We start from the raw sequence: 24,122 nt of genomic DNA, 5'->3' as shown, positions 1-24,122 counted from the left end.
AAGATGAATAAACTTAAAAATATAACCTATCTGGCAATAGTGGCGGTGAGTTCTTGGGCACTTTCCAGCTGTAATGCTGACTTTGTCAATACCGACCCTTTAGGTGAAGTTTCCGAATCTGCCGTTTGGGCCGACCCGGCTTTGGCAGAAGCAGCGGTTACGGATATTTATCGGGGGCTTGGCAATGGCGGATTTGACGAACAAATGTTAGCCTCCCTTACGGATGAGGCCATTTTCACCCACCCTGGCAGGGGCATCACTACGATTACTGAGGCCAGGTCCAACCCTGCTGACATCGGCTGGGTAAACAATACCCTGGCTTGGGGAAATATGTATAGCTATATCCGTTCGTGTAATGTGGCTATCCAAAACCTCACAGAGCCGAAGATATCGAACGACAACGGCCTTGTGGACCGATTGATGGGAGAAGCCAAATTCATGAGGGCGTATTATAGTCACCAGTTGTTACGGTACTATGGTGCTTTCCCGATTGTAGACAGACCTTATGAATTAGGGGAAGAAACCTATGATGCCGCCCGAAACACTTGGGAGGAATGTGTCAACTACATCGTTCAGGACTTGGATGATGCCGCTTCACTCCTTTCAGGAAAATCAATGGCCTCCGGAAGGACCAACAGAATAGCGGCTTTAGCATTGAAATCAAGAGTCTTGCTATACGCTGCGAGTGACCTTCACGATATCCCGACTGCTTCCAGCAACTCCTCATTGATCGCGGGCTTTTCCAATCCTGAATTCCTTGGTTATACCTCAGGTGATAGAATGCAGCGGTGGCAAAAGGCCAAGGATGCTGCCAAAGCCGTTTTGGACAATGACGATGGCAATCTCCTGAACCTTACCGCTCCGGTCAGTCATGAAGACGGTATCCAAAACTATATCAATAACTCTCTTTCCAGAAACGGAGGGGAAAACGAATTGATTTTTGCCCGTTACTTCATCAACGCTAAACAGGAAAACGGCGGCCGTCAGGGACTTTTCAACGGACCCAATGGCTATAACAACTGGGCGGGCAACACCCCTATACAGCATTTCGTGGATGATTACGAGATGATGGACGGTACCGAATTTGATTGGGACAATCCTGATCATGCCGAGGCGCCCTATGACAACAGGGATGCCAGATTCTACGCCTCCATTCTTTACGATGGTTCCCAATGGAAGCCCAGATCCTCTGCCAACCAGCCAAGGGATCCCCTTGGTCAAATACAGACCGGTCAATATGAAATCATCCAAAATGGCCAGACCACTACGCACTTTGGACTGGACACCAGAAATGGCCCAATTGAAGACTGGAACGGCTCCTTTACGGGATATTATACGAGGAAATTCATTGACCCGGATCCTGCCATCGTGGACCAAAACACCTGGCAAGAAGTCCCTTGGCCTGTAATCAGGTATACGGAGGCTGTTCTCAATTATGTGGAAGCCTGTATCGAACTTGGACAGGAAGAAGAGGCCAGAACTTGGCTGAACAGAATCCGATTCCGCGTGGGCATGCCAGAAATAAACGATACGGGTGAGGCTTTAATGGAGCGCTACCGAAATGAACGAAGAGTGGAAATGGCCTATGAAGAGCAACGCTTCCATGACGCCCGGCGCTGGATGATCCCTGAAGAAACCCTTGGCCGTAATGCGAACGGTATCAGCATCGTGGGCACCTTTAAGGCGGGACAAAGCTTGGAGCTTTATCGATACGCTCCCGAAATTTACAATTATTCCTACCAAGTGGTCGAAATCGACCCCGGCAAGGAAAATAGAAGGTGGTTGGATAAAATGTATTTCCTACCTATTCATAGGGACGAAATGAACCGGAATCAGGCATTGATCCAAAACCCCGGCTATAGTGAATAAACCCTAAACCTGTTGTTTATTTTTTTAAGAAAGAATCTGTACTTACTCATCACGATAAGTATGGATTCTTTTTTTATATTTAAACGAACTGAATGTAGTCCTATGACAAAAATCTACCCAACAAAAACCTTATTAGTCTTATTCTGCTTTGCCTTCATCCAGTGCCAAACCCAGCCAGATCAGGAAGAACAAAAGCCTGAAGCCCCTACACTTTTTAACCTACTAGACCCGGATAAAACCAAAATCACTTTTCAAAATACCCTTACAGAAGGGCTTAACACCAATGTACTGATGTACGAATACTTTTACAATGGAGGAGGTGTGGCCATAGGTGATCTCAATGGGGATGAGTTGGAAGACATTTATTTTACAGGAAACATGGTATCCAATAAACTCTATCTCAACAAGGGAGATATGGTCTTTGAAGACATCACGGAAACCTCAGGAACAGCGGGCAGAAACGGCCCGTGGAAAACCGGTGTCACCATGGCTGATGTAAACGGAGACGGGAGACTGGACATTTATGTCTGCTATTCAGGCAACTTGAGGCCGGAAAAAAGAAAAAACCAGCTGTTTATCAATGAAGGGGTTAATGAAAACGGCATTCCGCAATTTTCAGAGCAGGCAGAGGACTACGGTATCGCCAGTACATCCACCAGTACCCTGGGCACTTTCTTCGACTACGACAAAGATGGGGATCTGGATTTATTTCTCCTTAACCACAACCACAAATCCCTACCGATACTCGATGAAGCCAGCACGGCGGCAATCATGAAAACAACAGACCCTGCTGGCTCCCAATTATTCCGCAACGACAATGGCAAATTTACCGAGGTGACCGGAGAAGCAGGAATCCATAACTCTGCCCTGTCTTATGGACTCGGAACCGGCGCTGCAGATATTGACGGTGACGGCTGGACAGACCTCTACATCTGCAATGACTATACTGCTCCGGATTACCTGTATATCAATAACCAAGACGGTACTTTTACGGATCAGATCGGCAATAAAATGGGACACACTTCGCATTTCTCAATGGGAAATGACGTAGCCGACATCAACAATGACGGACTGCCCGACCTGCTTACCCTGGACATGCTTCCCGAAGATAACAAGCGCCAGAAACTGCTCATGGCTCCGGATAATTATGAGAAATTTGATTTCAAAGTAAATGCCGGCTTCCATCACCAGTACATGCGTAACATGCTCCAAGTCAACAATGGGAACCAAACTTTCAGCGAAATCGGGCAGCTTTCCGGGATCTCCAATACGGACTGGAGCTGGTCGGCGCAATTTGCTGATTTTGACAATGATGGCTGGAAAGACCTTTACATCACTAATGGCTACCTCCGTGACTACACCAACATGGATTTTCTGAAGTTTATGGGAGATTATGTTCAAAACAATGATGGTAATATCAGAAGACAAAACGTCCTTGATCTGGTAAAACAAATCCCCTCTTCCAACCTCCACAATTATACTTTTAAAAACAATGGTGACCTGACTTTTGCCAAAGCCAGCAAGGAATGGGGGACGGACTACCCTTCTAACAGCAATGGTGCTGCTTACGCCGATCTTGACAATGATGGAGACTTGGACATCGTCGTCAACAACATCAACCAGGCAGCCTTTGTATTTGAAAATCAAAGCAATAAACAGACAAAAAACAATTTCCTTAAAATCAAACTGCAAGGAGAAAGTCAAAACACATTTGGCCTGGGAACCCAAGTTACTGTCTTTAAAAACGGCCAGTCCATGTACTTGGAACAGATGCCCTCCAGAGGCTACCAGTCCAGTGTCTCCCCTGTATTACATTTTGGTCTGGGGGAAAGACAAATTGTCGACTCCCTCTATGTCACCTGGCCCAGCGGCAAGATCCAAGTATTAAAAAACATCAAGGCCAACCAAACCCTTTCTCTTTCGGAAGCGGAGGCAGAAGTCAACAACATCGGTTCTCCATCCAATGCACCCCTATTCTCCCCCGCTGTCCCGCCCGTCACGATAAAACTTCATGCTTCCAAAGTCAACGATTTCAAGAGACAGCCCCTTATGGTCAATCCTCTTTCTTTCAGCAGCCCTGTGATGGCCAAAGCTGACCTGAACGGAGATGGTTTTGAAGAGCTGTTTGTCGGTGGAGCCTCAGGAGAGCCATCTCGCCTCTTTCTCCAACATAAAAACGGTAAATTCAGCGAAAGCAGTACGGCTACTTTCATTTTAGACCAAGACAGCGAAGATACCGATGCTGCCTTTGCTGATCTCAATGGAGATGGACATTTGGACCTCTATGTCTGTAGCGGTGGTTATGGTAACTTCCTGCCGACGGATCCTAAACTTCAGGACAGAGTATACCTCAATGACGGCAAAGGGAATCTCACCAAATCGTCCGATGCCTTACCTAAAATGCTTACCAGCTCCGGCTGTGTAACCCTATCCGATATCAATGGTGATAATGCCCCTGACCTATTTGTGGGCGGCAGGGTGATTCCCGGCATGTACCCGAAAGCTCCACGAAGCTACCTGCTCATCAATGATGGCATGGGGAACTTCACCGATCAAACCCAAGAGCTTGCTCCTGATTTATACGATCCAGGAATGCTTACCGATGCCGCATGGACAGACCTTGATGCCGATGGACAACATGAACTGGTTACAGTAGGTGAATGGATGCCGATCACCGCCCACACCCTTAAAAACGGTAAGCTCCATAATACGACAGAGAAATTCTTTGACCAATCCTACTCAGGCTGGTGGAACACGCTACTTTTGGAAGACCTAAACGGTGATCAGCTACCAGACTTGGTCATAGGAAACCAGGGCACCAACACCCAGGTTCATGCCAGCCCTCAAGAACCAGCAGAAATGGTATTCAAGGACTTCGATGACAACGGTTCTATCGATCCTATATTAACTTGTTATATACAGGGCGTAAACTATCCCTACGTCACCAGAGATGAGTTGCTGGATCAAATCGCCAAGATGAGAACCCGGTTTCCTGATTATAAAAGCTATGCTGAAGCCCAGCTTGTGGATATTTTTACCCCTGAAGAGTTAAAAGGTGCCACCACCCTTTCGGCCAACCATCTAACAACAAGTATCTTTCTAAGCAAAAGTTCTGGAAAGCTGGAGTTGGCAAAACTTCCCCTCCCAGCCCAAAATGCACCTATCATGGCCATGGCCAGTGCAGATTTTGATGGTGATGGAAACAAAGACCTCTTGCTTTGTGGTAATATCCAAGAAGCAAGACTGCGCTTTGGTAAATACGATGCCAACTACGGTTTACTGTTGAAGGGGGATGGAAAAGGCAGTTTTATTGCGCTGCCTCAGGATCAATCCGGATTTGCCTTGAAAGGAGATGTGCGAAGCATTATTAAATTGCAGGATAAATGGCTCTTCGGCATCAACCAAAAAGGGCTGGAAGCCTATTCCAGTACCAAATGAATCATCCACTTCTTGAATTTACCCCGAAACAAACAATAAAATGAATTACCTTAATCGCTTTCTCTGCTTTCTTGCCCTATTGGCCTTGCTGATAGCCTGTCAGGAAAAAAAGGAAAACACCCCCGAACTTCCTGTTGCTTATATTGGAGAAGTGACCCAGCAAATGACGGAGTTAATGATCCATGATGTCACCAATCCTCCTTTGGCTGCCCGCTTCTTTTCTTATGCCTGTTTGGCAGGATATGAAACAGTCTCCCAAAATCATCCTGAGTTCAAAACACTCCATGGTTTACTGAACGAATATCCCAAGATTCCCAAACCCGAAGGTTTGCCGGAGCAATCCTACAAGCTAAGTGCCGTTCTAGCCATGGTCAACACGGCAAAAAAAATGCAGCCTTCGGGCAGTGAATTGGAAAAATTTGAAAAGGCCATCTTGGACAGTTGCAGGCAAATGGGGTTTTCGGAAACTGTTATTGAACAATCCCAGAAATATGCAAAAGCCATCGCTGAGGAAATCCTTAATTATGCGAAAACAGACAACTACAACCTGATCAGCAACTATCCCCGCTATACACCATTAGAGACTCCGGGAAGCTGGTATCCAACCCCTCCAGGCTATTTTTCTCCTGTAGAACCTTACTTCAATACCGTTAGACCATTCTTTCTGGATTCTGCTGCCCAATTCAAACCCGCTCCGCCTATCCCCTTTTCCGAGGAAAAAAATTCCGAATTCTACAAAATCACCAAAGAGGTTTATGAGGTAAACTTATCCGATGAAAACAAGGAAATCGCTGCATTTTGGGACTGTAACCCTTTTGCTTTGCAAGACAATGGCCACCTGATGGTGGGAATGAAAAAAATATCTCCCGGAGCCCATTGGATGGGTATAACGGACATTGCCTGCAGAAAAGCAAATCTGTCATTTGGGGAAACCATGAAAACAAACACCCTTTTGGCCCTTACACTTATGGACGGCTTTATTGCCTGTTGGGATGAAAAATATAGAAGCCACCGTATTAGGCCAGAAACTGCCATTCGAAAATACATCGATCCTACCTGGACTCCCTTTTTGCAGACCCCTCCCTTCCCAGAGTACTTGAGCGGCCATAGCACCGTTTCCACTGCCGCTTCGGTAGTATTGACCCATTTCTTTGGGGATAACTTCACCTATTCTGACAGCGTTGAAGAAAGGTATGGGCTAAAGGCCAGAAGCTATGATTCCTTCGCACAGGCAGCTAATGAAGCGGCCATCTCAAGACTGTATGGAGGTATCCACTTTATGGATGCGATCACCCGAGGACAGGACCAAGGAAGATCAGTAGGCAATTGGATCGTTAAAAAAATAAAACCCTAATCAAACAATAAGTAAAAGCCTTGGGAGTGATCGCACTTTCAAGGCTTTTCTTTTTACGATTCTCCGGAATTACACCAGTAAATTTATTTCTCACAGATTCCACAGAATTCCACGGAATTAAAAAACCTTTTCTGTGAGTTTCTGTGCATTCCTGCCACGGCGAACAAGTTGTGAGAGATGGTTTGCTAATTTAGAGCTACTGGTGTCTTTGGGGATAACCATATTCCGATAAATAATACTACTACTCAAAAAATTTTTTCCCCTTTATATAATCTTCTACCAAAGGAGGCAGAAGGTACTTAACCGACTTTCCTTCTTCCATGGATTTGCGGATAAAAGTAGCTGAAATATCGATAAGCGGCGCTTCTACAAACTCGACATTGGGATGTTCATAATCCACAGATTCGCCCGGTCTAGGATACACATACAATCCATAGTGCTGCAAAATCTGGTCACTGTTTTTCCATTTGTGAAAATGAGTGAGGTTATCACCTCCTATAATCAGCTTAAAATCATGATTGGGGTGCTTATCCTTCAAATACGTTAAGGTATCAATGGTATAACTCGGCTTTGGCATATGGAACTCCACATCAATTGCCCTAAAGTGATAATTCCCTTCAATGGCCAGTTCCACCATCCTGAGTCTATCAAATTCATGCAAGAGCCCTCTGCGCTTTTTAAAAGGGTTTTGAGGAGAAACCACAAACCACACTTCATCCAGATCGGTCCTGTCCTTCATGACATTACCTATGATCAGGTGCCCAATGTGTATAGGATTAAATGAACCGAAAAATAAACCGACTTTCAATTTCCCTTATTTATCAATGAAGTCATTGATCAGCTTCTCTGCCAAAGCGAAGGACTTTTCTCTGTCATCATTGACCAATGTAGTATCAAATTTATTTTCAAAAGACATCTCAAACTTTGCCTTGTAGATTCGCCTCGAAAGACTTTCTTCTGATTCTGTCCCCCGGTCTTTGAGCCGCTCGGCCAGTGTGTCCATCGATGGGACCTTCACAAAAATGGCCAAAGCGCGGTCTCCAAAATACTCTTTCAGGTTCAGCCCGCCTTTGACATCCACATCAAATATCACATGTTTGCCACTGTCCCAGATTCTTTGGATTTCTGATTTGAGCGTACCATAAAAATTACCCTCATACACCTCTTCCCATTCCACAAAGGCTTCCTCGTCTATTTTTTGTTTGAATTCTTTCGGGCTTAAAAAATAATAGTCTTTTCCGTCTTGCTCTTCCCGGCCCCGTTTATCACGCGTACAGGCAGAGATGGAGAACCCCAGGTCTTCACGGGTGGAAAGTAAATGTTTTACAATAGTGGTTTTTCCGGAACCTGATGGCGCCGAAAAAATAAAAGCTTTTCCGAAAGGCATGGTGGTGAATGCTTATTTTATATCTTCTATTTTTTGGCGAATACTTGCAGCCAGTTCGCTTGGCACGGTCTGCTTGGTGCACTTATTCTTAAGGACTTCTCTGATGGCCTGCTCCAAATGGTAATGTTCGAAACAGGGCTGGCACTTTGACAGCTTTTCTTTCAGTACTTCCTTTGAGGCCTCCTTATCTTCACCATCCAAAATACTCTCCAAAAGTTGGAAGCATTTGCTCACGTCACCGCATTTAAGTTTCCTTTCTCCGGATGAGTCTACTTTTTTATCCATGATAATTTTTTTTCGCTTTCAAACACAAATTACTCTTCATCAGTATCATACCCCATATCCTTAGCATAAGAATGCAATTTCTCCTTCAATAAGTTCCGCGCCCGGTGTAATCTTGACCTCACTGTCCCTATGGGGATGTCCAGGATCTTGGCCATCTCCTCATAAGTGAAGCCCTCCAAGTCACACAGTATAATTACTGTCCGGAAATCAACGGCCAAGCTGTTCAGGGCATTGGAGATCTCATCGCCCAACATATCCTTTACCGCATCGACCCTTAAATCTGAAGTGATATTGTAATCAACACTATCCGAGTTGTAATAAGTTTCAACTTCCTGGTAATCAACCTTAGAAGGTTGCTTACTTTTCTTCCTGTACTCATTGATAAAGCTGTTTTTCAGGATCCTAAAAAGCCAGGCCTTCGCATTGGTACCTTGCTCAAAGGAGTTTATAAAGCGGTATGCTTTAAGATAGGTATCCTGAACCAAATCTTTGGCGTCATCTTCATCAAAGGTTAGTCTGAAGCCAAAATTGTACATCGAGTCTATGTGCGGCATAAACTCATTGTCGAATATGTTATTCTTTTCCTTGTCGGAATATTTTTTCTTTTGTACCTCAGACATAAGTTTCAAAAGTAATCATTGACTTAATTTATCACTAATTTTTTGAAAGAATTCACTTGTTTTCATTTATTTTGAGCCACGAAGGCACCCCTTTCTCCTTTCAATTAGGACGAATTTAACGTAACACAGCTTTTAATGTTTGCATTCCGATTAATTTCTTACCTGCCGCTTTGGTGTTTATATATTATATCCGATACATTTTACCTTCTAGCTTATTATGTCATAGGATATAGAAAAAAAGTGGTGTGGAAAAACATTTCTTGTGCATTTCCAGAAAAGTCCATTGAGGAGCGTAAAAAAATCATGCGGGAATTCTACAGAAACCTGACCGACTCTTTTGCGGAAACCATCAAATTAATGACCATGGGAAAGCGGGAAATCGAAAAACGGTTTCAACTGGAGAACATGGACCTGCTGAGAGGCCTTTTAGAACGTAAAAAGATAATCGTCGGGCTTACCGCCCACTTTTTTAATTGGGAAGGGCATCCACTGGCTGTACGGGCATTGGTGGACGAAAGAATCGAAATTGTCTACCAGAAAGTTTCCAATCCTTTTTTTGAAAAACTGATGAAGACGATCAGAAACCGGTTTGGCGGATACCTGGTCGAGAAGAAGGATTTCCAAAGACACTTCTTCAAACACCGTAACCATCCACGGCTTATCGGTCTTGCTGCGGACCAGCGTCCAAACAGGGAAGACCAGCGTTACCACGCTAAATTCATGCACCGCGAGACCGGTTTTTTTGAGGGAGCAGAAAAATTGGCCAAAGGCTTTGACCTGACCGTTATATTTGCAGAAGTACATAAGCTAAAAAGAGGCCATTATAAATTCACCTACCTCTTTGTATCTGAACCACCGCATGATGCCGAAAAACATAGCATCACCAACAAATTCATAGAATTGACCGAAAAAAACATCCGGGAACAGCCCGCGTTGTACCTTTGGTCACACAACAGGTGGAAAAACAGTAAGTGACAGAAACTTACTTCAGTTTTTCCATTTATAAACATTATCTTTGAAGCTTATAGGAGGAAGAAGTATGGATTATTTAGAAGGTTTAAATCCCCCACAAAGAGCAGCAGTAGAACACACAGAAGGGCCATTGATGATTATCGCCGGCGCAGGATCCGGCAAAACGAGAGTACTCACCTTTCGTATTGCCCACCTCATCCACGCCAAAGGAGTCGATCCCTTTCAGATTCTCTCCCTGACCTTTACCAATAAGGCAGCCAACGAGATGAGAAGCAGGATAGAAAACCTGATCGGCCTGGAAGCCAGAAATACATGGATGGGCACCTTCCACTCCATCTTTGCCAAGATCCTTCGCGTGGAGTCCGAAAGACTGGGATTCCCTTCCAACTTCACCATATACGACGCTGATGACAGTAAATCACTGATCAAAACAATCGTCAAAGAAATGAAGCTGGATGACAAAGTCTACAAACCCAACACGGTGCTTTCGAGGATTTCAGGTGCAAAAAACAGACTTATCAGCTGGGAAAACTACCTGAATGACCCCTATATAAAGGCTGACGACGAAGCAGCATTAAAACCCCGGATGGGAGAAATTTACCGTACTTATCAAAAAAGGCTTTTCAAGTCCTCTGCCATGGACTTTGATGACCTGCTGTTTTACACGAATGTCCTTTTCAGGGACCATCCTGATGTCCTGAACAAATATCAGCAAAGATTCAGGTATGTGCTCGTAGATGAGTTTCAGGATACTAACCTGTCACAATACCTCATTACCAAAAAACTAGCGGCAGTACACCAAAACATCTGTGTGGTAGGGGATGATGCACAAAGTATCTACGCCTTTAGGGGAGCAGATATACAGAACATCCTCAACTTCGAAAAGGATTACCCAGACCTAGAGGTGGTAAAACTGGAGCAAAACTACCGCTCCACGAAAAACATCGTGGAAGCAGCCAACTCCATTATTGCCAAAAACAAGGCACAGTTAAAGAAAAACGTCTGGACACATAATGACAGCGGGGAACTGATCGAACTGATCAAGTCAGCGTCTGACAACGAGGAAGGAAGAATGGTGGCGTCCACCATATTCGAGGAGAAAAACAACAAAAAACTGCAAAACAGCGATTTTGCTATCCTTTACAGGACCAACTCCCAGTCCAGAGCTATTGAGGAAGCCCTCAGAAAGATGAACATCACCTACAAGATCGTGGGGGGACTGTCATTTTACCAAAGAAAAGAAATCAAGGACCTCATGGCCTATATGCGTTTTGTGGTCAACCAAGACGATGAAGAGGCCTTCAAGCGTGTTATCAACTTCCCCAAGAGGGGCATAGGGCTGAGCAGTGTGGAAAAAATGCTGGTCGCTGCCTATGAACATGACATCCCTCTATGGCAGGTCGTGGACAATTCCGGGAGCTTTCTCACCGGGCGGGCAGCCAATGCTGTTGCCGACTTTGCCACCATGATCAAAAGTTTCCGCATGGAAACCGAACGCAAAGACGCCTATGAGGCAGCCTCCACCATAGCCAAGCAGTCGGGACTGCTAAGGGAACTGTATGAGGACAAAACCATTGAAGGCCTTAACCGCTATGAGAACGTCCAAGAGCTCTTGAATGCGATCAAGGAATACGTGGACAATCCTGAAAATGAAGAGAAATCACTTGGGGCCTTCCTACAGGAAATCGCTCTTCTTACAGACAATGACCGTGACAAAGATGATATGGATGCGGTCACACTCATGACCATTCACTCCTCAAAAGGTCTTGAATTTCGGGAAGTGTTTGTGGTAGGTTTGGAAGAAGATCTTTTCCCCTCACAGATGATGATGCAAAGCCGTGAAGACCTGGAGGAAGAAAGAAGGCTTTTTTACGTAGCCTCTACCAGGGCCATGGAGAAACTTTACCTTAGTTATGCCATTACCCGTTACCGGTTTGGAAGATTGCTCAACTGCGAACCCAGCCGTTTCCTGGAAGAAATCGATCCCAACTGTATAAAAGTAACTAAAAGAAAAGGCCAGCATTTTGGAAGCGGACATTACGGACAGCAAAATGGCCGAGAGGGCAAAACAGGTTTTATCGGCTTGAAAAAGCAGCCTTCAGTAAGACCAAACACCACGGCCAAAATACATACCCCAAGCCCTGACTTCAAGCCGTCAAACACCAATAACTTGGCCGAGGGTATGAAAGTCGAACACCCGAAGTTTGGCTATGGCAAAGTACTTAAGGTAGAAGTGGAAGGCCTCAATAAAAAAGCCACCATAGGTTTTGACAATTTTGGAGATAAGACATTATTACTTAGCTTTGCTAAGCTTCGTATTGTGGAATCCTAAAGCAAGAGACTTAACGCCTCTAAACACCTGGATTTCTGTGAAATCTTTAAAGGTATCATAATACCCCATACCCCATGTAACGACATTTTTTCGTAACTTGAAATAATCGTTCATCAACAGGGGATGCTATGAAAGAAAACGAAAAGCATAAACACTCAGTAATTTTGAAAGAATACGGAAAAAACATTCAGAAACTGGTGGATTACATCACCACCGTTCCTGATAAAGCCAAGCGGACTGAGCAGTCCTATACCCTGGTGGAATTAATGAAACAACTTAATCCTCAGCTAAAAGCAGAAAACGACCAAAAGCTTTGGGACGATCTGTTTATCATGTCGGACTTCAAACTAGATGTGGACAGCCCTTTCCCCATGCCTGAAAAAGAACTTCTGGGCAAAAAGCCCCAGGTGGTAGGATACCCGGAAGGAGAAGTGAAATTCAAGCATTACGGGAGAAACATCGAAAAGCTGATCGAAAAGGCAATTGAAATTGAAGATGACGAGGAGCAAGAAGCTGCCATCATTTATATCGGCCAATTAATGAGAAGCTTCCACTCTACTTGGAACAGAGAAAATTTCGATGACGCCATTATCATCGATGATATCAAAACCCTCTCCAAAAAGAAACTACACATCGACCTGGAAAAAGTAAAGGAAAACTCGCTCTTTGAGACCAGCACCAGAAGGGATTTCAAGACCGGAACTCAAACCAACGAACCACAGCACAACAGTGGCAGAAGAGTCAATAAAAGAAGAAACAACGGGGGCAACTTTAAAAAACGCAGAAACTAAATGTCTTCATTCCGAGTAAAAGGGGGATTAAAACTTAAAGGCGAAATCACCCCTCAGGGCGCTAAAAATGAAGCGCTCCAAATACTTTGCGCCGTACTTTTGACCGATGAAGATGTTGTCATCCATAAAATACCAAACATCCGAGATGTCAATAAGTTAATTGAATTATTGGCAGACATGGGGGTATCTGTGGACAAAATCGGCCCCGAGAGCTACCGTTTCAACGCATCCAAGGTCGACCTTGATTATCTCGACTCCGATAAATTCCTGACTAAGGCCTCATCCCTGAGGGGCTCTGTAATGATTCTTGGCCCTCTTTTGGCCAGGTTTGGCAAAGGAAAAATCTCCAAACCGGGCGGGGACAAGATAGGCCGAAGAAGACTGGACACCCACTTTGTCGGTTTCCAAAAACTCGGCGCCAAATTCCACTATGATTCCCAACAGGAAATTTACAATATTGACGGCAAGAGCCTCAAAGGGGCTTACATGCTCTTGGATGAAGCTTCGGTAACGGGCACCGCCAATATACTGATGGCCGCAGTGATGGCGGAAGGAAAAACTACCATTTACAATGCTGCCTGTGAACCTTACCTACAGCAGCTTTGTGACATGCTTAACCGCATGGGGGCCAAAATTACCGGTGTGGGCTCTAACCTCCTTACCATAGAAGGGGTAAAAACACTCGGGGGAACGGAACACACCCTGCTTCCTGACATGATCGAAATCGGCTCTTTCATCGGTCTAGCGGCGATGACCCAGTCAGAAATCACGATCAAAGACGCCCAGATCCATCGTCTGGGGATCATCCCCGACACGTTTAAACGGATGGGTATCCAGATAGAATTCAAAGGTGATGATATTTATATTCCGGCTCAAAAACATTATGAAATTGAGACATTTATAGACGGGTCAATACTTACGGTTGCTGATGCCATTTGGCCTGGTTTTACACCTGACCTGCTAAGCATTGTCTTGGTCACCGCCACCCAGGCAAAAGGAACCGTATTAGTCCATCAAAAAATGTTTGAAAGCAGGCTTTTCTTTGTCGATAAACTAATTGACATGGGGGCACAGATCATTCTATGTGACCCTCACAGGGCTACAGTAATCGGACTGGACAGAAAATACCCCTTAAAAGGTATCCGGATGACCTCTCCAGACATCAGAGCGGGAGTTTCGCTGCTCATCGCTGCTTTATCTGCAGAAGGCACCTCCGTCATTGATAATGTGGAACAGATCGACAGGGGCTACCAATATATCGATCAAAGGCTAAATGCACTGGGGGCTGATATCGTAAGAATTGATTAAATAAAAAAACCGAGGAGTTACCCTCGGTTTTTTTATAGTCTAAAAAAATTTATCTCCTCGCTAATTCCTTTTTCTGCCCCGCGACATAATCGAAAAATGCCATTACCCTACCTGAAGGATAAATTTCGGCAGCTTTTATCAGTTGACTTTGCACCACTTCCATGTCATTTTCATTGAAATGATGAATCGCATCATTATAATATTGCAAGCCTGCTAGCTCTTTCAAGCTGATTGCCTTGTAAATACTGTTCTGTACCTTCTGAGTTCCTTCAACCCTTCCCGCTAAGGTTTTGGCTACTTTTGCTGAAGGACTGCTGACGGGTTTGAAAGAAGCTATATAATCAGAAACCTCTTGAGGGTCGGTAATAAAGCCATTCCTTGGCTCTGTACTTTCCAAAACATAGCTACGGTCACCGTCATTAACTAATACAAACACGTGAAAATCCGTTTCAATGATCTGGTAATCGAATTCATACCTTTCCAATAAAAGCCCCATTAATGCAGAACCGCTTACACAATCATAAGCGCCTGTTGCCAACATCTCATTGAACGTACTGTGCTTCTTATATTCCTTCAACACCAACTGATGGGACTTATAAAACATTTCCTCCAAAAACCATTTGACATGGTGCTTTTTAGAGGATTTCTTATCCAGCTTCTCTATTAATTTATGGTATCCATCTAAGTTTTGGGCGTCTTCATCTGCATGTAATGCAGACAACAGAACAAATGCATTTTCCTTATCTGAAAACCGCTGTTCTTCTTCAAAACTTTCGAAAATGGAAAATCTATCACCACCTTCTTGAGAAGCGGCATGATAAACAATGATAAATAATGCTGTCCATATGAGTAATATCCTTTTCACCTTCCCTCCTTTCAATGTTAATTACATGTTAATTAAGTTAACATTTAGTTAACATTGAAACAAGACAATGATATTAAATCATATGTTATTTTTTTCAATCATTTGAAAATCAATAGAATACATATTACTCTTTTATTATCCTATAATATAAAATAGGTCAAAAAAGTCGCTTACCAGACTTGCAAAGTCGCAAGAAGAAAAATCTTAGGGACCTTTCTATAAGCATCGGTTACGCTGTGACCCATAAGACCGATTTACCCTAACTAAGGTTCTCATTACCAAGGACGCCAACTTTTCATTTGGCCAAAAAATTTACGCATAAAAAAGGCCCCGCCTTAAAGCGGGGCCTTGGGTATTATTTTTTTTGTATTTCCTTATGAGACAAAAGTCATGATGTAAAATCCAGTCCACAAAATCATAAAAGAAATTACTTCATCGATCTTTTTGGACGGACAGGCAATCGTCCTTTACCTTAAACGTAGTTATTCAACATAACAGGCATCACCAGCATCAAAATGTCTTCATTGTCATTTTTGTCACTAGGCACAATCAAACCGGCCCTGTTCGGGGCACTGAATTTTAAGGTTACCTGCTTTGCTGCAATATTGTTGAGCATTTCTACCAAAAACTTCGCGTTGAAGCCAATTTCTATATCCTCTCCATCGTGCTCACAAGAAAGTCGCTCATTCGCCTCATTGGAGAAATCCAAATCTTCCGCAGAAATCTGAAGTTCGCTTCCCGTCAGTTTCAGACGTACCTGATGGGTGGTTTTATTGGCATAGATCGCAATACGCTTCAAAGAACTCAAAAACTCGATTCGGTCAATCGTCATATTGTTCTCATTGTCCACCGGAATCACGTTTTCATAATCCGGGAAGCGCTCATCAATCAGACGGCAGATCATTTGAATATTGCCAAACTTAAAATAAGCATTGGAGTTATTGAACTCCACGGTAACCGCAACATTTTCGGAAGGTAGGGTAGACTTCAACAAATTCAACGCCTTCCTTGGGATAATGATACTGGCAGCATCCTGTGCAGCGATATCCACCCTTCTGTAACGGATCAAACGGTGTCCGTCGGTTGCAACAAAAGTGGCATTGGTACTGCTCAGATTCACATAAACACCGGTCATGGCTGGTCGAAGCTCATCATTGCTGGTCGCAAAGATGGTATTGTTGATCGCACTGCTCAGCACCTCTGTAGACATGTCCACTGCTGTGGCATTGCTTACAGAAGGTATCTTAGGAAAATCCGTAGCATTTTCCCCGGCCAACTTATAGCGACCATTGTCAGAACTGATCTCTACGCTGTAAGTATCATGGTCAATACTGAAGGTCACAGGTTGCTCGGGAAGGTTCTTAAGTGTTTCAATAAGGATCTTCGCGGGCACGGCTATATTTCCATCTTCCTTTGCTTCCACATCAATCTCAGTCATCATCGATGTCTGCAGGTCGGAGGCCGTAATGGTCAGCTTACCTTCTTTGATCTCAAAAAGGAAGTTTTCTAATATCGGCACAACCGGATTGGTGGTCACCACCCCATTGATTCCTGAAAGTTGCTTCAAAAGAGCAGAAGAAGAAACAATAAATTTCATGCGAATATGATTTAGTTATTTAAGGTCAAAACACAAAAATCGAGTGAACATTTTCAAACAATAAACTCAATTCAAGGTTTTGATCCAAGGCTTTTATTCCAATTAGTTTTCAACAGGGTAAATTTATAAATAAAATCATAAAAGCGGGTACCCCATTAAGATTTCTGACCAAAAAAAATCCCCTTCTCTTTTGACTCCGGCAATATCTACTTCTTTACGGCAAACTTTCTTCTCCTTAAATAAATCTTTGCCATGCCCAACAGAAAAATCAAGACCACCGGCAGGACAATATTGATCACTTGCCATTTGACCTTTTCTTCTTCCACCCTCCGCTTATCCAAAGGGCGGATTTTAAGCACTTTGCTTCTGCTGGCCATAATTCCATCCGGATCAATAAGGTACCTAATGGTATTTTGTAAAAACTCCCGGTTAGCATAATTGGTCTCCGAAAAAGGATCAACCCCCAATGGATACGGATTTCCATTTTGCATATTGCGTCTTCCTTGGATCCAATCACTATCCCCAATGACTACAATGGATCCGTTTTCTGTGCTTTCTTTAAAAGTATCATCTCCCTCAAATTCCTCAGGCAAAAACCGATTTTTGTAGAAGGAGGCAAACCGCCCCTCCAGCAAATAGGCCAATGGAAGATGTTGCTGATTAAACTTACTGATTTCCGGCTCAGTGGACATGTCCTGAAAAGCTACCCTGACCGGTTGCGGCAAGGTCCTGCTATAACTACCGCTAAAAACCAAAGGGGTCTTTGTAACTCCTTCAGCCTTTACAGTATCCAAAGAACTGACAAAGCGAAACATCAACTGATCCAATCCTTTTGTGATGACATGCTTTCCCATCCTGTTGGCCACCACAAAAAACGGCCAGGGAAGCGGACTGATCTGGGGCTGGTCTCCAAATTGCCCTGCCACAACGGGGTAATAGCCAAAATTCATGTCCTGGATCAAATCCTTATTTATCCTGACCCCATAATTAAAAAGCAAACGGTCCAATCCTGTATCAAAGCCCAGAGCCAAAGTCCCCTCTCCTCCCGCATCTTCCATACTTACAGCCAAAGGATCTACGCAAATCAGCAATTTTCCGCCACCCATCAAGTATTGGTCAAGCAAATAAATTTCCCTTTCCTTAAAAGTGTCTTTGGGGCCAGCCACGATTACAGCATCAAAACTTAACAGATCCTCTACCTCTTTTGCCTGAAGAAGCGGAACCTTATAGACCTCGTATTCTTCTCCTAAAGCCTCCACAATACCAAAACCCTCATCTCCCTGGAGCTCCCCATGATTGGTGATCATGGCCACTGCGGGCTTGTCTCCATGCTCCAGCTTTTTGATCATATTGACAAGTTCATACTCCAGGTTTTCTACCGAAAGATTCAGCATCTCGTCTGGAGACATGCCTTTTTCCCCTTTCAAAAGTAAACCTCCCGTCTCATATGCTGCATTCCGAATAATCACACCGGGAAAGATCAACCTGGAAGTTTGACCTCCCCCATCAGAAGCAAACAGGTTGGTAGGATTGATCCCAAATTCTGACAAATACAATATGTATTCTTCCTGCTCTTTTGCCCCATCTATTTCCAATGGGTCGAAATACCTAAAATGGATCGGCTCGGCACTGTAAGCATTAAAGGTCTCCACAGCCTCTTCGATGTTCTTCTGAAACCTTCTCATTCCACCGGGAAGCTTTCCAGTAAGTAAAATATCCACTTCCAAGGGTTCCTTTAAATTACCCAAGACTTCCTTAGTGGCAGGATGTAAAGAATAGCGCTTTTCTTCCGTTAAATCCATCCTGAAATCCAAAAAAACACTCATTGCCGTTAAGCCCCCTAATATGAACAGCAGCAGCACAAGGCTTTTCACCACTCCTTTCTGCCTAACATTCCTGATATGTTGATTAGCTTCCCTCATTGTTTCCTGATCAAAAGTGTGGTCAAAACAACCATTGAAATGATCCACGCTAAAAAGTAATACAAATCACTGCCGGCAATCACCCCTCTGCTCATACGCTCATAGTGGTAGCCCAAACTCAGCTCTTCTATCAAAAGCACAAAAGGGCTCATTTCCATTAAATTGGCGAGTGAGGAAAGGCCAAAATAAAGGACAAAACTAAGAAAAGCCCCAATCACAAAAGCTGTAATCTGATTATCTGTCAAAGCAGAACTAAATAGCCCTACTGCGGCAAAAACCGCCCCAATCAATACCATTCCTATAAAAGAACCCGAGAATCCGGCAGAATCGATATTTCCTACAGGATCACCCAATTGATAAACGCTATAGTAATACAATAAGCCAGGCAGTAAGGCGAGAGTTATCACCAGTACCGCAGCAAGGTATTTGGCTATGACGATTTGATAGGGCTTGATCGGAGAAGTCATCAGCAGTTCCCAGGTACCATTTTTTCTCTCCTCGGCGATCATCCGCATGGTAATTGCCGGAACCAAGAAAACAAATACATAAGGGGTATAGACAAACATGGCCTCCAAATCCGCAAAGCCATACTGCAATACACTGGTATCCGGAAAAACCCATACCAGCAGTCCCAAGGCCACCAAAAAGACCGAAATGATAAGGTAGCCTGTGAGGTTATTAAAAAAAGCGTTGAATTCCTTATACACCAAACTGATCATACCCGTGTCCCTGTAAGCTGGTGAAAAATAGTTTCCAGATTCCTTTCTTCCTGCCGCAGGCTTATGAGCGAAAGTTGTCTGCTGTTTACAAGTTCCATAATAGCTCTGCGAAGCCCCGGGGCATCGCTAGTGGAAAACTGATAATAGCTATCTCCCAAAACCTTTAACTGGCTTAGCCCCTTCATCCCTTCAAACCATCTCTTTTCTAGTCTTTCCTGCGTTTCCAAATAGAGAATTACTTCTCCTTCTACGGCTTTTAATTTCGCTATCAAATCCTGAGCAACTACCTTACCTTTATGAATAATGACCACTTTATCGCAGAGAGCCTCCACTTCCTGCATCACATGGGTGCTCAATATCAATGTTTTTTCCTTGCTGATTTCCCGTATTAGCTTTCTGATTTCCACCAACTGATTCGGATCCAGTCCGGTGGTGGGTTCATCCAAAATAATCACGCTTGGATCATGCACCAATGCCTTGGCCAAGCCGACCCGTTGACGGTAACCTTTGGACAAAGCCCCTATCTTTTTGTGCTGTTCAGGTTCAAGGCCGCAATTTGCAATCACCTCATTCACCCTCTCGGAGGCCTTCGCCCCCCGCAAACCGTACATTCCTGCCATAAAGGTCAAAAATTCCCGGACATACATTTCCAGGTAAAGGGGATTGTGTTCCGGGAGATAGCCGATCAATTTACTTACTTCCTTTGGCTTTTCGATCACGGAAATACCGTGGACCAAAACATCGCCCTCATCCGGAAGCAAATAACCTGCGGCAATTTTCATGGTGGTGGATTTACCCGCCCCATTAGGCCCCAAAAAGCCCAGCACCTGACCCGGTATTGCTTTAAAACTTACCTGATCCAGGGCCTTTTGATCCTTATAATACTTGCTCAGTGTGTTGACTTCCAAAGACATCTAATTAGGTTTTAGGAAAGCGGCTTGAATGAAAATCATCACAAATTGTCCCTTTTTTGGGAGGAAAAAAACAATTTCAAACTAAAAACTTATTAAAAGTTCTTAAACCACTCTTTCAATTCATATCATCTTTTCCTTATTTTAGTCAAATTCAACGCAAGCACCATGCAAAAAATATACCTGTTTTTAGTTTTCTCCTTACTTTGCCCGATGGTTTTCGGCCAATCCCCTCTGCACCAAACCATTGACCAAAAAGCTTTATCCCTAGAGGCCAAAGTTATCGAATGGAGAAGGGACATTCATGAGCATCCTGAGCTTGGCAATCAGGAAACAAGGACGGCCGGACTAATTGCCGCCCACCTGAAATCCCTAGGGTTGGAGGTCACTGAAAAAGTGGCGGTAACCGGCGTGGTGGGATTATTAAAAGGGGGCTTCCCCGGCCCAACAGTTGCCTTGAGGGCAGACATGGACGGCCTGCCGGTTACAGAAAGAAATGACCTGCCCTTCAAGTCCACCAAAACCACTAACTATAATGGCCAGGAAATCGGCGTCATGCATGCCTGTGGCCACGATACACATGTAGCCATCCTAATGGGAATTGCTGAACTACTTGCCGGTATAAAAGAGGAGTTACATGGAAACGTAAAATTCATCTTCCAGCCGGCCGAGGAGGGGGTATTTGGGGAAGGGCTGACCTCTTGGGGAGCCAAACAGATGGTCGAGGAAGGGGTTATGGATGGAGTGGATGCCATATTTGGATTGCATATCAACTCCCAGACTGAAGTAGGCAAAATCAAATACCGATCTGGTCCCGCCATGGCCGCAGTGGACAACCTCAAACTCACCGTAAACGGCCGACAGGCCCACGGAGCCTATCCCTGGTCCTCTGTCGATCCCATTGTCACTTCTGCCCAGATCATCAGTTCCCTCCAGACCATAATCAGCCGAAATGTAAACATTACAGAAAACCCCGCCATCGTTACTATCGGCAGTATCCATGGGGGTGTCAGGCAAAACATCATCCCAGAAAAAGTGGAAATGCTCGGCACGATAAGAACCTATGGAACAAAGCAACAAGAACTTATTCATCAACGGCTTACAGACATCGCCACCAAAACAGGGGAGGCAGCAGGAGCCAATGTCGATGTGGAAATCGAGAAAATCTATCCTGCCACCATCAACGATCCTGAACTCACCGAAAAGATGGTCAACACATTGAAAACTGTAGCGGGTGAAGAAAACATCATTTACCACGACCCTATAACAGGCGCCGAGGACTTCAGCTACTATCAAATGGAAGCCCCAGGCCTATTTATATTCTTGGGAGGAATGCCAAAAGGCAAAGATCCTACAGAAGTAGCGGCCCACCACACACCGGATTTCTTCATTGATGAATCAGGGCTGATTTTAGGCGTAAGGGCGCTAAGCTACCTTACAGTGGACTATATGGAATCTCATTAAACTTTTCAAAACCATTTAAAATAAAAACTTAGAGCCCTCTGTGGTTAAATTCGGCTTTTCAGGGACAACGGCCAGCGGTCAACAGCTTGTCTCCCCAGATGGATTCACACAGCTCAACACATAATCAAGAGAGATTGAGAACATAAAAGTCCTCCCCTTTGATAGGAAGGACTACTTTTAACAGTCATAAGCGCCCACCTCAATTGGGAACTGTCCGGATTTGTCACCCCCGACAAGCTCATCTGTTAGAAAAGCTATTCCCTAAGCCTAACCGATGATGTTATGCCTGGTGTTAAGTTAATCGTAAACAGGCGTTTTAAACATGTCGAATCCTTTGTTTCGAGATATTGGGTGGAACGGGTTTAACAGTTTAGGCAGCTGTCCCGCTATGCGGGACAAGGCTGCTTGTTTAACTGCTTAACTGAAAAATCACGTTTAGTTATGTGAAATCCATCAGTCCTGCCTGCCGGTAGGCAAGGTAAACAAACCGCACCTGCGGGAGGCAGGTAACCGATTTAACAAGAAGGTGACTCCGAAAAGTATCGGCAAATCACGCTTAACATAGCACTAGTTAATCTTTTAAATAAAAACGTTGAGTCCTCCGTGAAACCTTTGAGCCCTCCGTGGTTATATCCATTCTACTTCTCGAAAACCAAGGCATCCGGTTTGGCTCCCAACTCTTTCAAACTGCCCATCACCGCTTTCATAAAGCCACTGGGGCCACACACATAAAAATGCTGGTGGTCAAAATCCCCTATCTTTCTTTTCAAATATTCCTTATCGATCAGACCTTTGTCATAAGCAGTGTCCTTTTGGTGGGAAATGATGTTAAAAAACTTGTGCCCTAGTATTGCTTTAAGTTCTTCATAAAGGATGATGTCTTCATTGGTTTTGTTGGCAAAAATCAGGGCACTGTTTCCAATCTTGTTTTTCTTCCTCAGACTCCTGAGAATGGAGATAAACGGGGTTATACCAGCTCCCCCAGCTATAAAAACTCCTTCCCCTTTAAAACTTATCGTTCCCCAGGGATCTCCTATTTCTATCTCCTCCCCTACTTCTATTTCTCCCAGGCGCTTGGTCACTCCTTCATGTCCTTTGTAGGACTTGATGGTAAATTCCAAATAATCATCTGAGGGTAAATTTGTAAATGTAAAGGGACGCTTTTCCGCTTCCCACCCTGCCTTTAGCAAACTCACCTCTGTGGCCTGTCCAGGGGTAAACTGAAAGCCCCGAGGTTTTTCCAACTTGTACCGGTTGACATCATGTGTCACCGGCTCCTTTTCTAAAATTTTTAGTCTGTAAGTTGCCATTCCTCAACTTACAAAAAAACAGGCGCTTTTAAAATCCTCCCTTTAAGTATCTGAAAGAATTCCAGCCCATGCCTTCTCTACAAACTTTCCATCAGTTCTTTGATGATCTTTACCATTTTTGGTTCAGCGATACTTGCTGCGGCGATCACTTCCTGGATGGAAATCTTTTTCACCTTTTCCGGGGAGCAAAGATCGGTAATGGCGGAAAGTGCGAACACTGGCATGTCCATCTGTCGGGCTACGATCACCTCGGGAACGGTGCTCATGCCCACAGCGTCTGCACCTATGGTCCTTAGGTATTTATATTCTGCCCGGGTTTCCAGATTAGGTCCCTGAACCCCCACATACACTCCCCTATGCACCTTGATCCCCTTTTTCCCCGCCACTTGGATGGCTTTTTCCACCAATTGCAGATCGTAAGGTTCACTCATGTCCGGAAAACGCACGCCAAAAGTATTTAGATTACTTCCTCTGAGGGGATTCTCTGGAAACAGGTCTATATGATCATCAATGATCATCACATCCCCAACTTCAAAAGCGGGATCCAGTCCCCCGGCGGCATTGGATATCATCAAGTGATGAATCCCCAATAATTTCATCACACGAACTGGAAAGGTCACCTCTTTCATGTCATAGCCTTCATAATAATGAAAGCGTCCCTTCATCGCTACAATCTGCTTACCTGCCAACTTTCCAAAAATCAATACCCCGCTGTGGGTTTCCACCGTGGAAACCGGAAAATGAGGAATATCGGTATAATCCACTTCCCTCTCAATTTCAATGTGCTTGACCAGGTTGCCCAAGCCCGTTCCTATTATAATCCCCACTTCTGGCTGGCAGTTGCAAATTCCCTGGATATACTCAGCAGCTTCCTTGATTTTGGTTAGGTAAGGTAATTCTGTCGCTTTTGTCATTAATATTTGGTTATGAAATGATTTACATCTTACTTTTGAAACCGATTACGTCTTGAAAATCGGT

General features: G+C 44.2%; 19 protein-coding genes. 8 read left to right on the top strand and 11 right to left on the bottom strand.

Annotated features, from left to right (window positions below; all coding sequences use genetic code 11):
* Positions 1-3: 3 nt before the first annotated feature.
* The 3 genes from ACYVAA_RS02155 to ACYVAA_RS02145 all read left to right on the top strand — a co-directional run bounded on the left by ACYVAA_RS02155 (position 4) and on the right by ACYVAA_RS02145 (position 6,661).
* Positions 4-1,869 carry a RagB/SusD family nutrient uptake outer membrane protein gene (locus ACYVAA_RS02155; RefSeq protein WP_460538381.1) on the top strand — a complete coding sequence of 622 codons (1,866 nt, stop codon included), beginning with the start codon at positions 4-6 and terminating at the stop codon, positions 1,867-1,869.
* Positions 1,870-1,971: 102 nt separating this feature from the next.
* Positions 1,972-5,307 carry a VCBS repeat-containing protein gene (locus ACYVAA_RS02150; protein WP_460538380.1) on the top strand — a complete coding sequence of 1,112 codons (3,336 nt, stop codon included), beginning with the start codon at positions 1,972-1,974 and terminating at the stop codon, positions 5,305-5,307.
* A 40-nt stretch (positions 5,308-5,347) separates the two neighbouring features.
* Positions 5,348-6,661 carry a vanadium-dependent haloperoxidase gene (locus ACYVAA_RS02145; RefSeq protein WP_460538379.1) on the top strand — a complete coding sequence of 438 codons (1,314 nt, stop codon included), beginning with the start codon at positions 5,348-5,350 and terminating at the stop codon, positions 6,659-6,661.
* Between the two features lie 241 nt (positions 6,662-6,902).
* Here ACYVAA_RS02145 and nadD read toward each other — a convergent pair whose 3' ends face one another.
* From nadD to ACYVAA_RS02125, 4 genes are read right to left on the bottom strand one after another with little or no spacing between them, the layout of a single operon-like run.
* Complete coding sequence (gene nadD, locus ACYVAA_RS02140) at positions 6,903-7,469, bottom strand: nicotinate (nicotinamide) nucleotide adenylyltransferase (protein WP_460538378.1); 567 nt, start codon at positions 7,467-7,469, stop codon at positions 6,903-6,905.
* A 6-nt stretch (positions 7,470-7,475) separates the two neighbouring features.
* Positions 7,476-8,048, bottom strand: a complete 573-nt coding sequence (gene gmk, locus ACYVAA_RS02135; RefSeq protein ID WP_460538376.1) for a guanylate kinase — start codon at positions 8,046-8,048, stop codon at positions 7,476-7,478.
* 12 nt (positions 8,049-8,060) lie between these two features.
* A complete protein-coding gene (locus ACYVAA_RS02130; protein WP_460538375.1) occupies positions 8,061-8,333 on the bottom strand; it encodes an anti-sigma factor in 273 nt (90 codons plus the stop codon).
* A gap of 29 nt (positions 8,334-8,362) precedes the next feature.
* The gene (locus ACYVAA_RS02125) at positions 8,363-8,953 is read right to left on the bottom strand and encodes a sigma-70 family RNA polymerase sigma factor (protein ID WP_460538374.1); all 591 of its coding nucleotides are present in this window, start codon (positions 8,951-8,953) and stop codon (positions 8,363-8,365) included.
* Between the two features lie 135 nt (positions 8,954-9,088).
* Between ACYVAA_RS02125 and ACYVAA_RS02120 the strand changes: the two genes are divergently transcribed.
* The 4 genes from ACYVAA_RS02120 to murA all read left to right on the top strand — a co-directional run bounded on the left by ACYVAA_RS02120 (position 9,089) and on the right by murA (position 14,356).
* Positions 9,089-9,928 carry a lysophospholipid acyltransferase family protein gene (locus ACYVAA_RS02120; RefSeq protein ID WP_460538373.1) on the top strand — a complete coding sequence of 280 codons (840 nt, stop codon included), beginning with the start codon at positions 9,089-9,091 and terminating at the stop codon, positions 9,926-9,928.
* Positions 9,929-9,992: 64 nt separating this feature from the next.
* The gene (locus tag ACYVAA_RS02115) at positions 9,993-12,257 is read left to right on the top strand and encodes an ATP-dependent helicase (protein ID WP_460538393.1); all 2,265 of its coding nucleotides are present in this window, start codon (positions 9,993-9,995) and stop codon (positions 12,255-12,257) included.
* A gap of 128 nt (positions 12,258-12,385) precedes the next feature.
* Positions 12,386-13,048, top strand: a complete 663-nt coding sequence (locus ACYVAA_RS02110; RefSeq protein ID WP_460538372.1) for a DUF4290 domain-containing protein — start codon at positions 12,386-12,388, stop codon at positions 13,046-13,048.
* A complete protein-coding gene (murA, locus tag ACYVAA_RS02105; protein ID WP_460538371.1) occupies positions 13,049-14,356 on the top strand; it encodes a UDP-N-acetylglucosamine 1-carboxyvinyltransferase in 1,308 nt (435 codons plus the stop codon).
* Between the two features lie 49 nt (positions 14,357-14,405).
* Here murA and ACYVAA_RS02100 read toward each other — a convergent pair whose 3' ends face one another.
* The 5 genes from ACYVAA_RS02100 to gldA form a co-directional block, all read right to left on the bottom strand.
* Positions 14,406-15,221 (bottom strand): hypothetical protein, encoded by an 816-nt coding sequence (locus ACYVAA_RS02100; protein ID WP_460538370.1) that lies wholly within the window; start codon positions 15,219-15,221, stop codon positions 14,406-14,408.
* Positions 15,222-15,693: 472 nt separating this feature from the next.
* Entirely contained in the window at positions 15,694-16,818 is a 1,125-nt protein-coding gene (gene dnaN / locus ACYVAA_RS02095) for a DNA polymerase III subunit beta (RefSeq protein ID WP_460538369.1), read from the bottom strand.
* Between the two features lie 206 nt (positions 16,819-17,024).
* On the bottom strand, positions 17,025-18,740 hold the full coding sequence (gene gldG, locus ACYVAA_RS02090) for a motility-associated ABC transporter substrate-binding family protein (RefSeq protein WP_460538368.1): 1,716 nt from the start codon (positions 18,738-18,740) through the stop codon (positions 17,025-17,027).
* The gene (gldF, locus tag ACYVAA_RS02085) at positions 18,737-19,459 is read right to left on the bottom strand and encodes an ABC-2 transporter permease (protein WP_460538366.1); all 723 of its coding nucleotides are present in this window, start codon (positions 19,457-19,459) and stop codon (positions 18,737-18,739) included. Before gldF ends, gldG begins: the two co-directional genes overlap by 4 nt.
* The gene (gene gldA / locus ACYVAA_RS02080) at positions 19,456-20,373 is read right to left on the bottom strand and encodes a gliding motility-associated ABC transporter ATP-binding protein (RefSeq protein WP_460538365.1); all 918 of its coding nucleotides are present in this window, start codon (positions 20,371-20,373) and stop codon (positions 19,456-19,458) included. Before gldA ends, gldF begins: the two co-directional genes overlap by 4 nt.
* Before the next feature lie 165 nt (positions 20,374-20,538).
* Here gldA and ACYVAA_RS02075 point away from each other — a divergent pair, with 165 nt between their 5' ends.
* Complete coding sequence (locus ACYVAA_RS02075; RefSeq protein ID WP_460538363.1) at positions 20,539-21,834, top strand: amidohydrolase; 1,296 nt, start codon at positions 20,539-20,541, stop codon at positions 21,832-21,834.
* Positions 21,835-22,472: 638 nt separating this feature from the next.
* Here ACYVAA_RS02075 and ACYVAA_RS02070 read toward each other — a convergent pair.
* Complete coding sequence (locus tag ACYVAA_RS02070) at positions 22,473-23,144, bottom strand: ferredoxin reductase domain-containing protein (RefSeq protein ID WP_460538362.1); 672 nt, start codon at positions 23,142-23,144, stop codon at positions 22,473-22,475.
* A 77-nt stretch (positions 23,145-23,221) separates the two neighbouring features.
* Entirely contained in the window at positions 23,222-24,058 is an 837-nt protein-coding gene (locus ACYVAA_RS02065; protein ID WP_460538361.1) for a purine-nucleoside phosphorylase, read from the bottom strand.
* Between the last annotated feature and the right edge of the window lie 64 nt (positions 24,059-24,122).

It is taken from the genome of Echinicola sediminis (assembly GCF_054777495.1).
Note: the sequence above shows the minus strand (reverse complement) of the source record. Positions and strands in the feature narration are given on the sequence as shown.

Bases quoted from the DNA above. Each gene is read 5' to 3' on its own strand.
- ACYVAA_RS02155 (WP_460538381.1), top strand. From the start codon at position 4: ATGAATAAACTTAAAAATATAACCTATCTGGCAATAGTGGCGGTGAGT.
- ACYVAA_RS02150 (WP_460538380.1), top strand. From the start codon at position 1,972: ATGACAAAAATCTACCCAACAAAAACCTTATTAGTCTTATTCTGCTTT.
- ACYVAA_RS02145 (WP_460538379.1), top strand. From the start codon at position 5,348: ATGAATTACCTTAATCGCTTTCTCTGCTTTCTTGCCCTATTGGCCTTG.
- gmk (WP_460538376.1), bottom strand. From the start codon at position 8,048: ATGCCTTTCGGAAAAGCTTTTATTTTTTCGGCGCCATCAGGTTCCGGA.
- ACYVAA_RS02130 (WP_460538375.1), bottom strand. From the start codon at position 8,333: ATGGATAAAAAAGTAGACTCATCCGGAGAAAGGAAACTTAAATGCGGT.
- ACYVAA_RS02125 (WP_460538374.1), bottom strand. From the start codon at position 8,953: ATGTCTGAGGTACAAAAGAAAAAATATTCCGACAAGGAAAAGAATAAC.
- ACYVAA_RS02120 (WP_460538373.1), top strand. From the start codon at position 9,089: ATGTTTGCATTCCGATTAATTTCTTACCTGCCGCTTTGGTGTTTATAT.
- ACYVAA_RS02115 (WP_460538393.1), top strand. From the start codon at position 9,993: ATGGATTATTTAGAAGGTTTAAATCCCCCACAAAGAGCAGCAGTAGAA.
- ACYVAA_RS02110 (WP_460538372.1), top strand. From the start codon at position 12,386: ATGAAAGAAAACGAAAAGCATAAACACTCAGTAATTTTGAAAGAATAC.
- murA (WP_460538371.1), top strand. From the start codon at position 13,049: ATGTCTTCATTCCGAGTAAAAGGGGGATTAAAACTTAAAGGCGAAATC.
- dnaN (WP_460538369.1), bottom strand. From the start codon at position 16,818: ATGAAATTTATTGTTTCTTCTTCTGCTCTTTTGAAGCAACTTTCAGGA.
- gldG (WP_460538368.1), bottom strand. From the start codon at position 18,740: ATGAGGGAAGCTAATCAACATATCAGGAATGTTAGGCAGAAAGGAGTG.
- gldF (WP_460538366.1), bottom strand. From the start codon at position 19,459: ATGATCAGTTTGGTGTATAAGGAATTCAACGCTTTTTTTAATAACCTC.
- gldA (WP_460538365.1), bottom strand. From the start codon at position 20,373: ATGTCTTTGGAAGTCAACACACTGAGCAAGTATTATAAGGATCAAAAG.
- ACYVAA_RS02075 (WP_460538363.1), top strand. From the start codon at position 20,539: ATGCAAAAAATATACCTGTTTTTAGTTTTCTCCTTACTTTGCCCGATG.
- ACYVAA_RS02070 (WP_460538362.1), bottom strand. From the start codon at position 23,144: ATGGCAACTTACAGACTAAAAATTTTAGAAAAGGAGCCGGTGACACAT.
- ACYVAA_RS02065 (WP_460538361.1), bottom strand. From the start codon at position 24,058: ATGACAAAAGCGACAGAATTACCTTACCTAACCAAAATCAAGGAAGCT.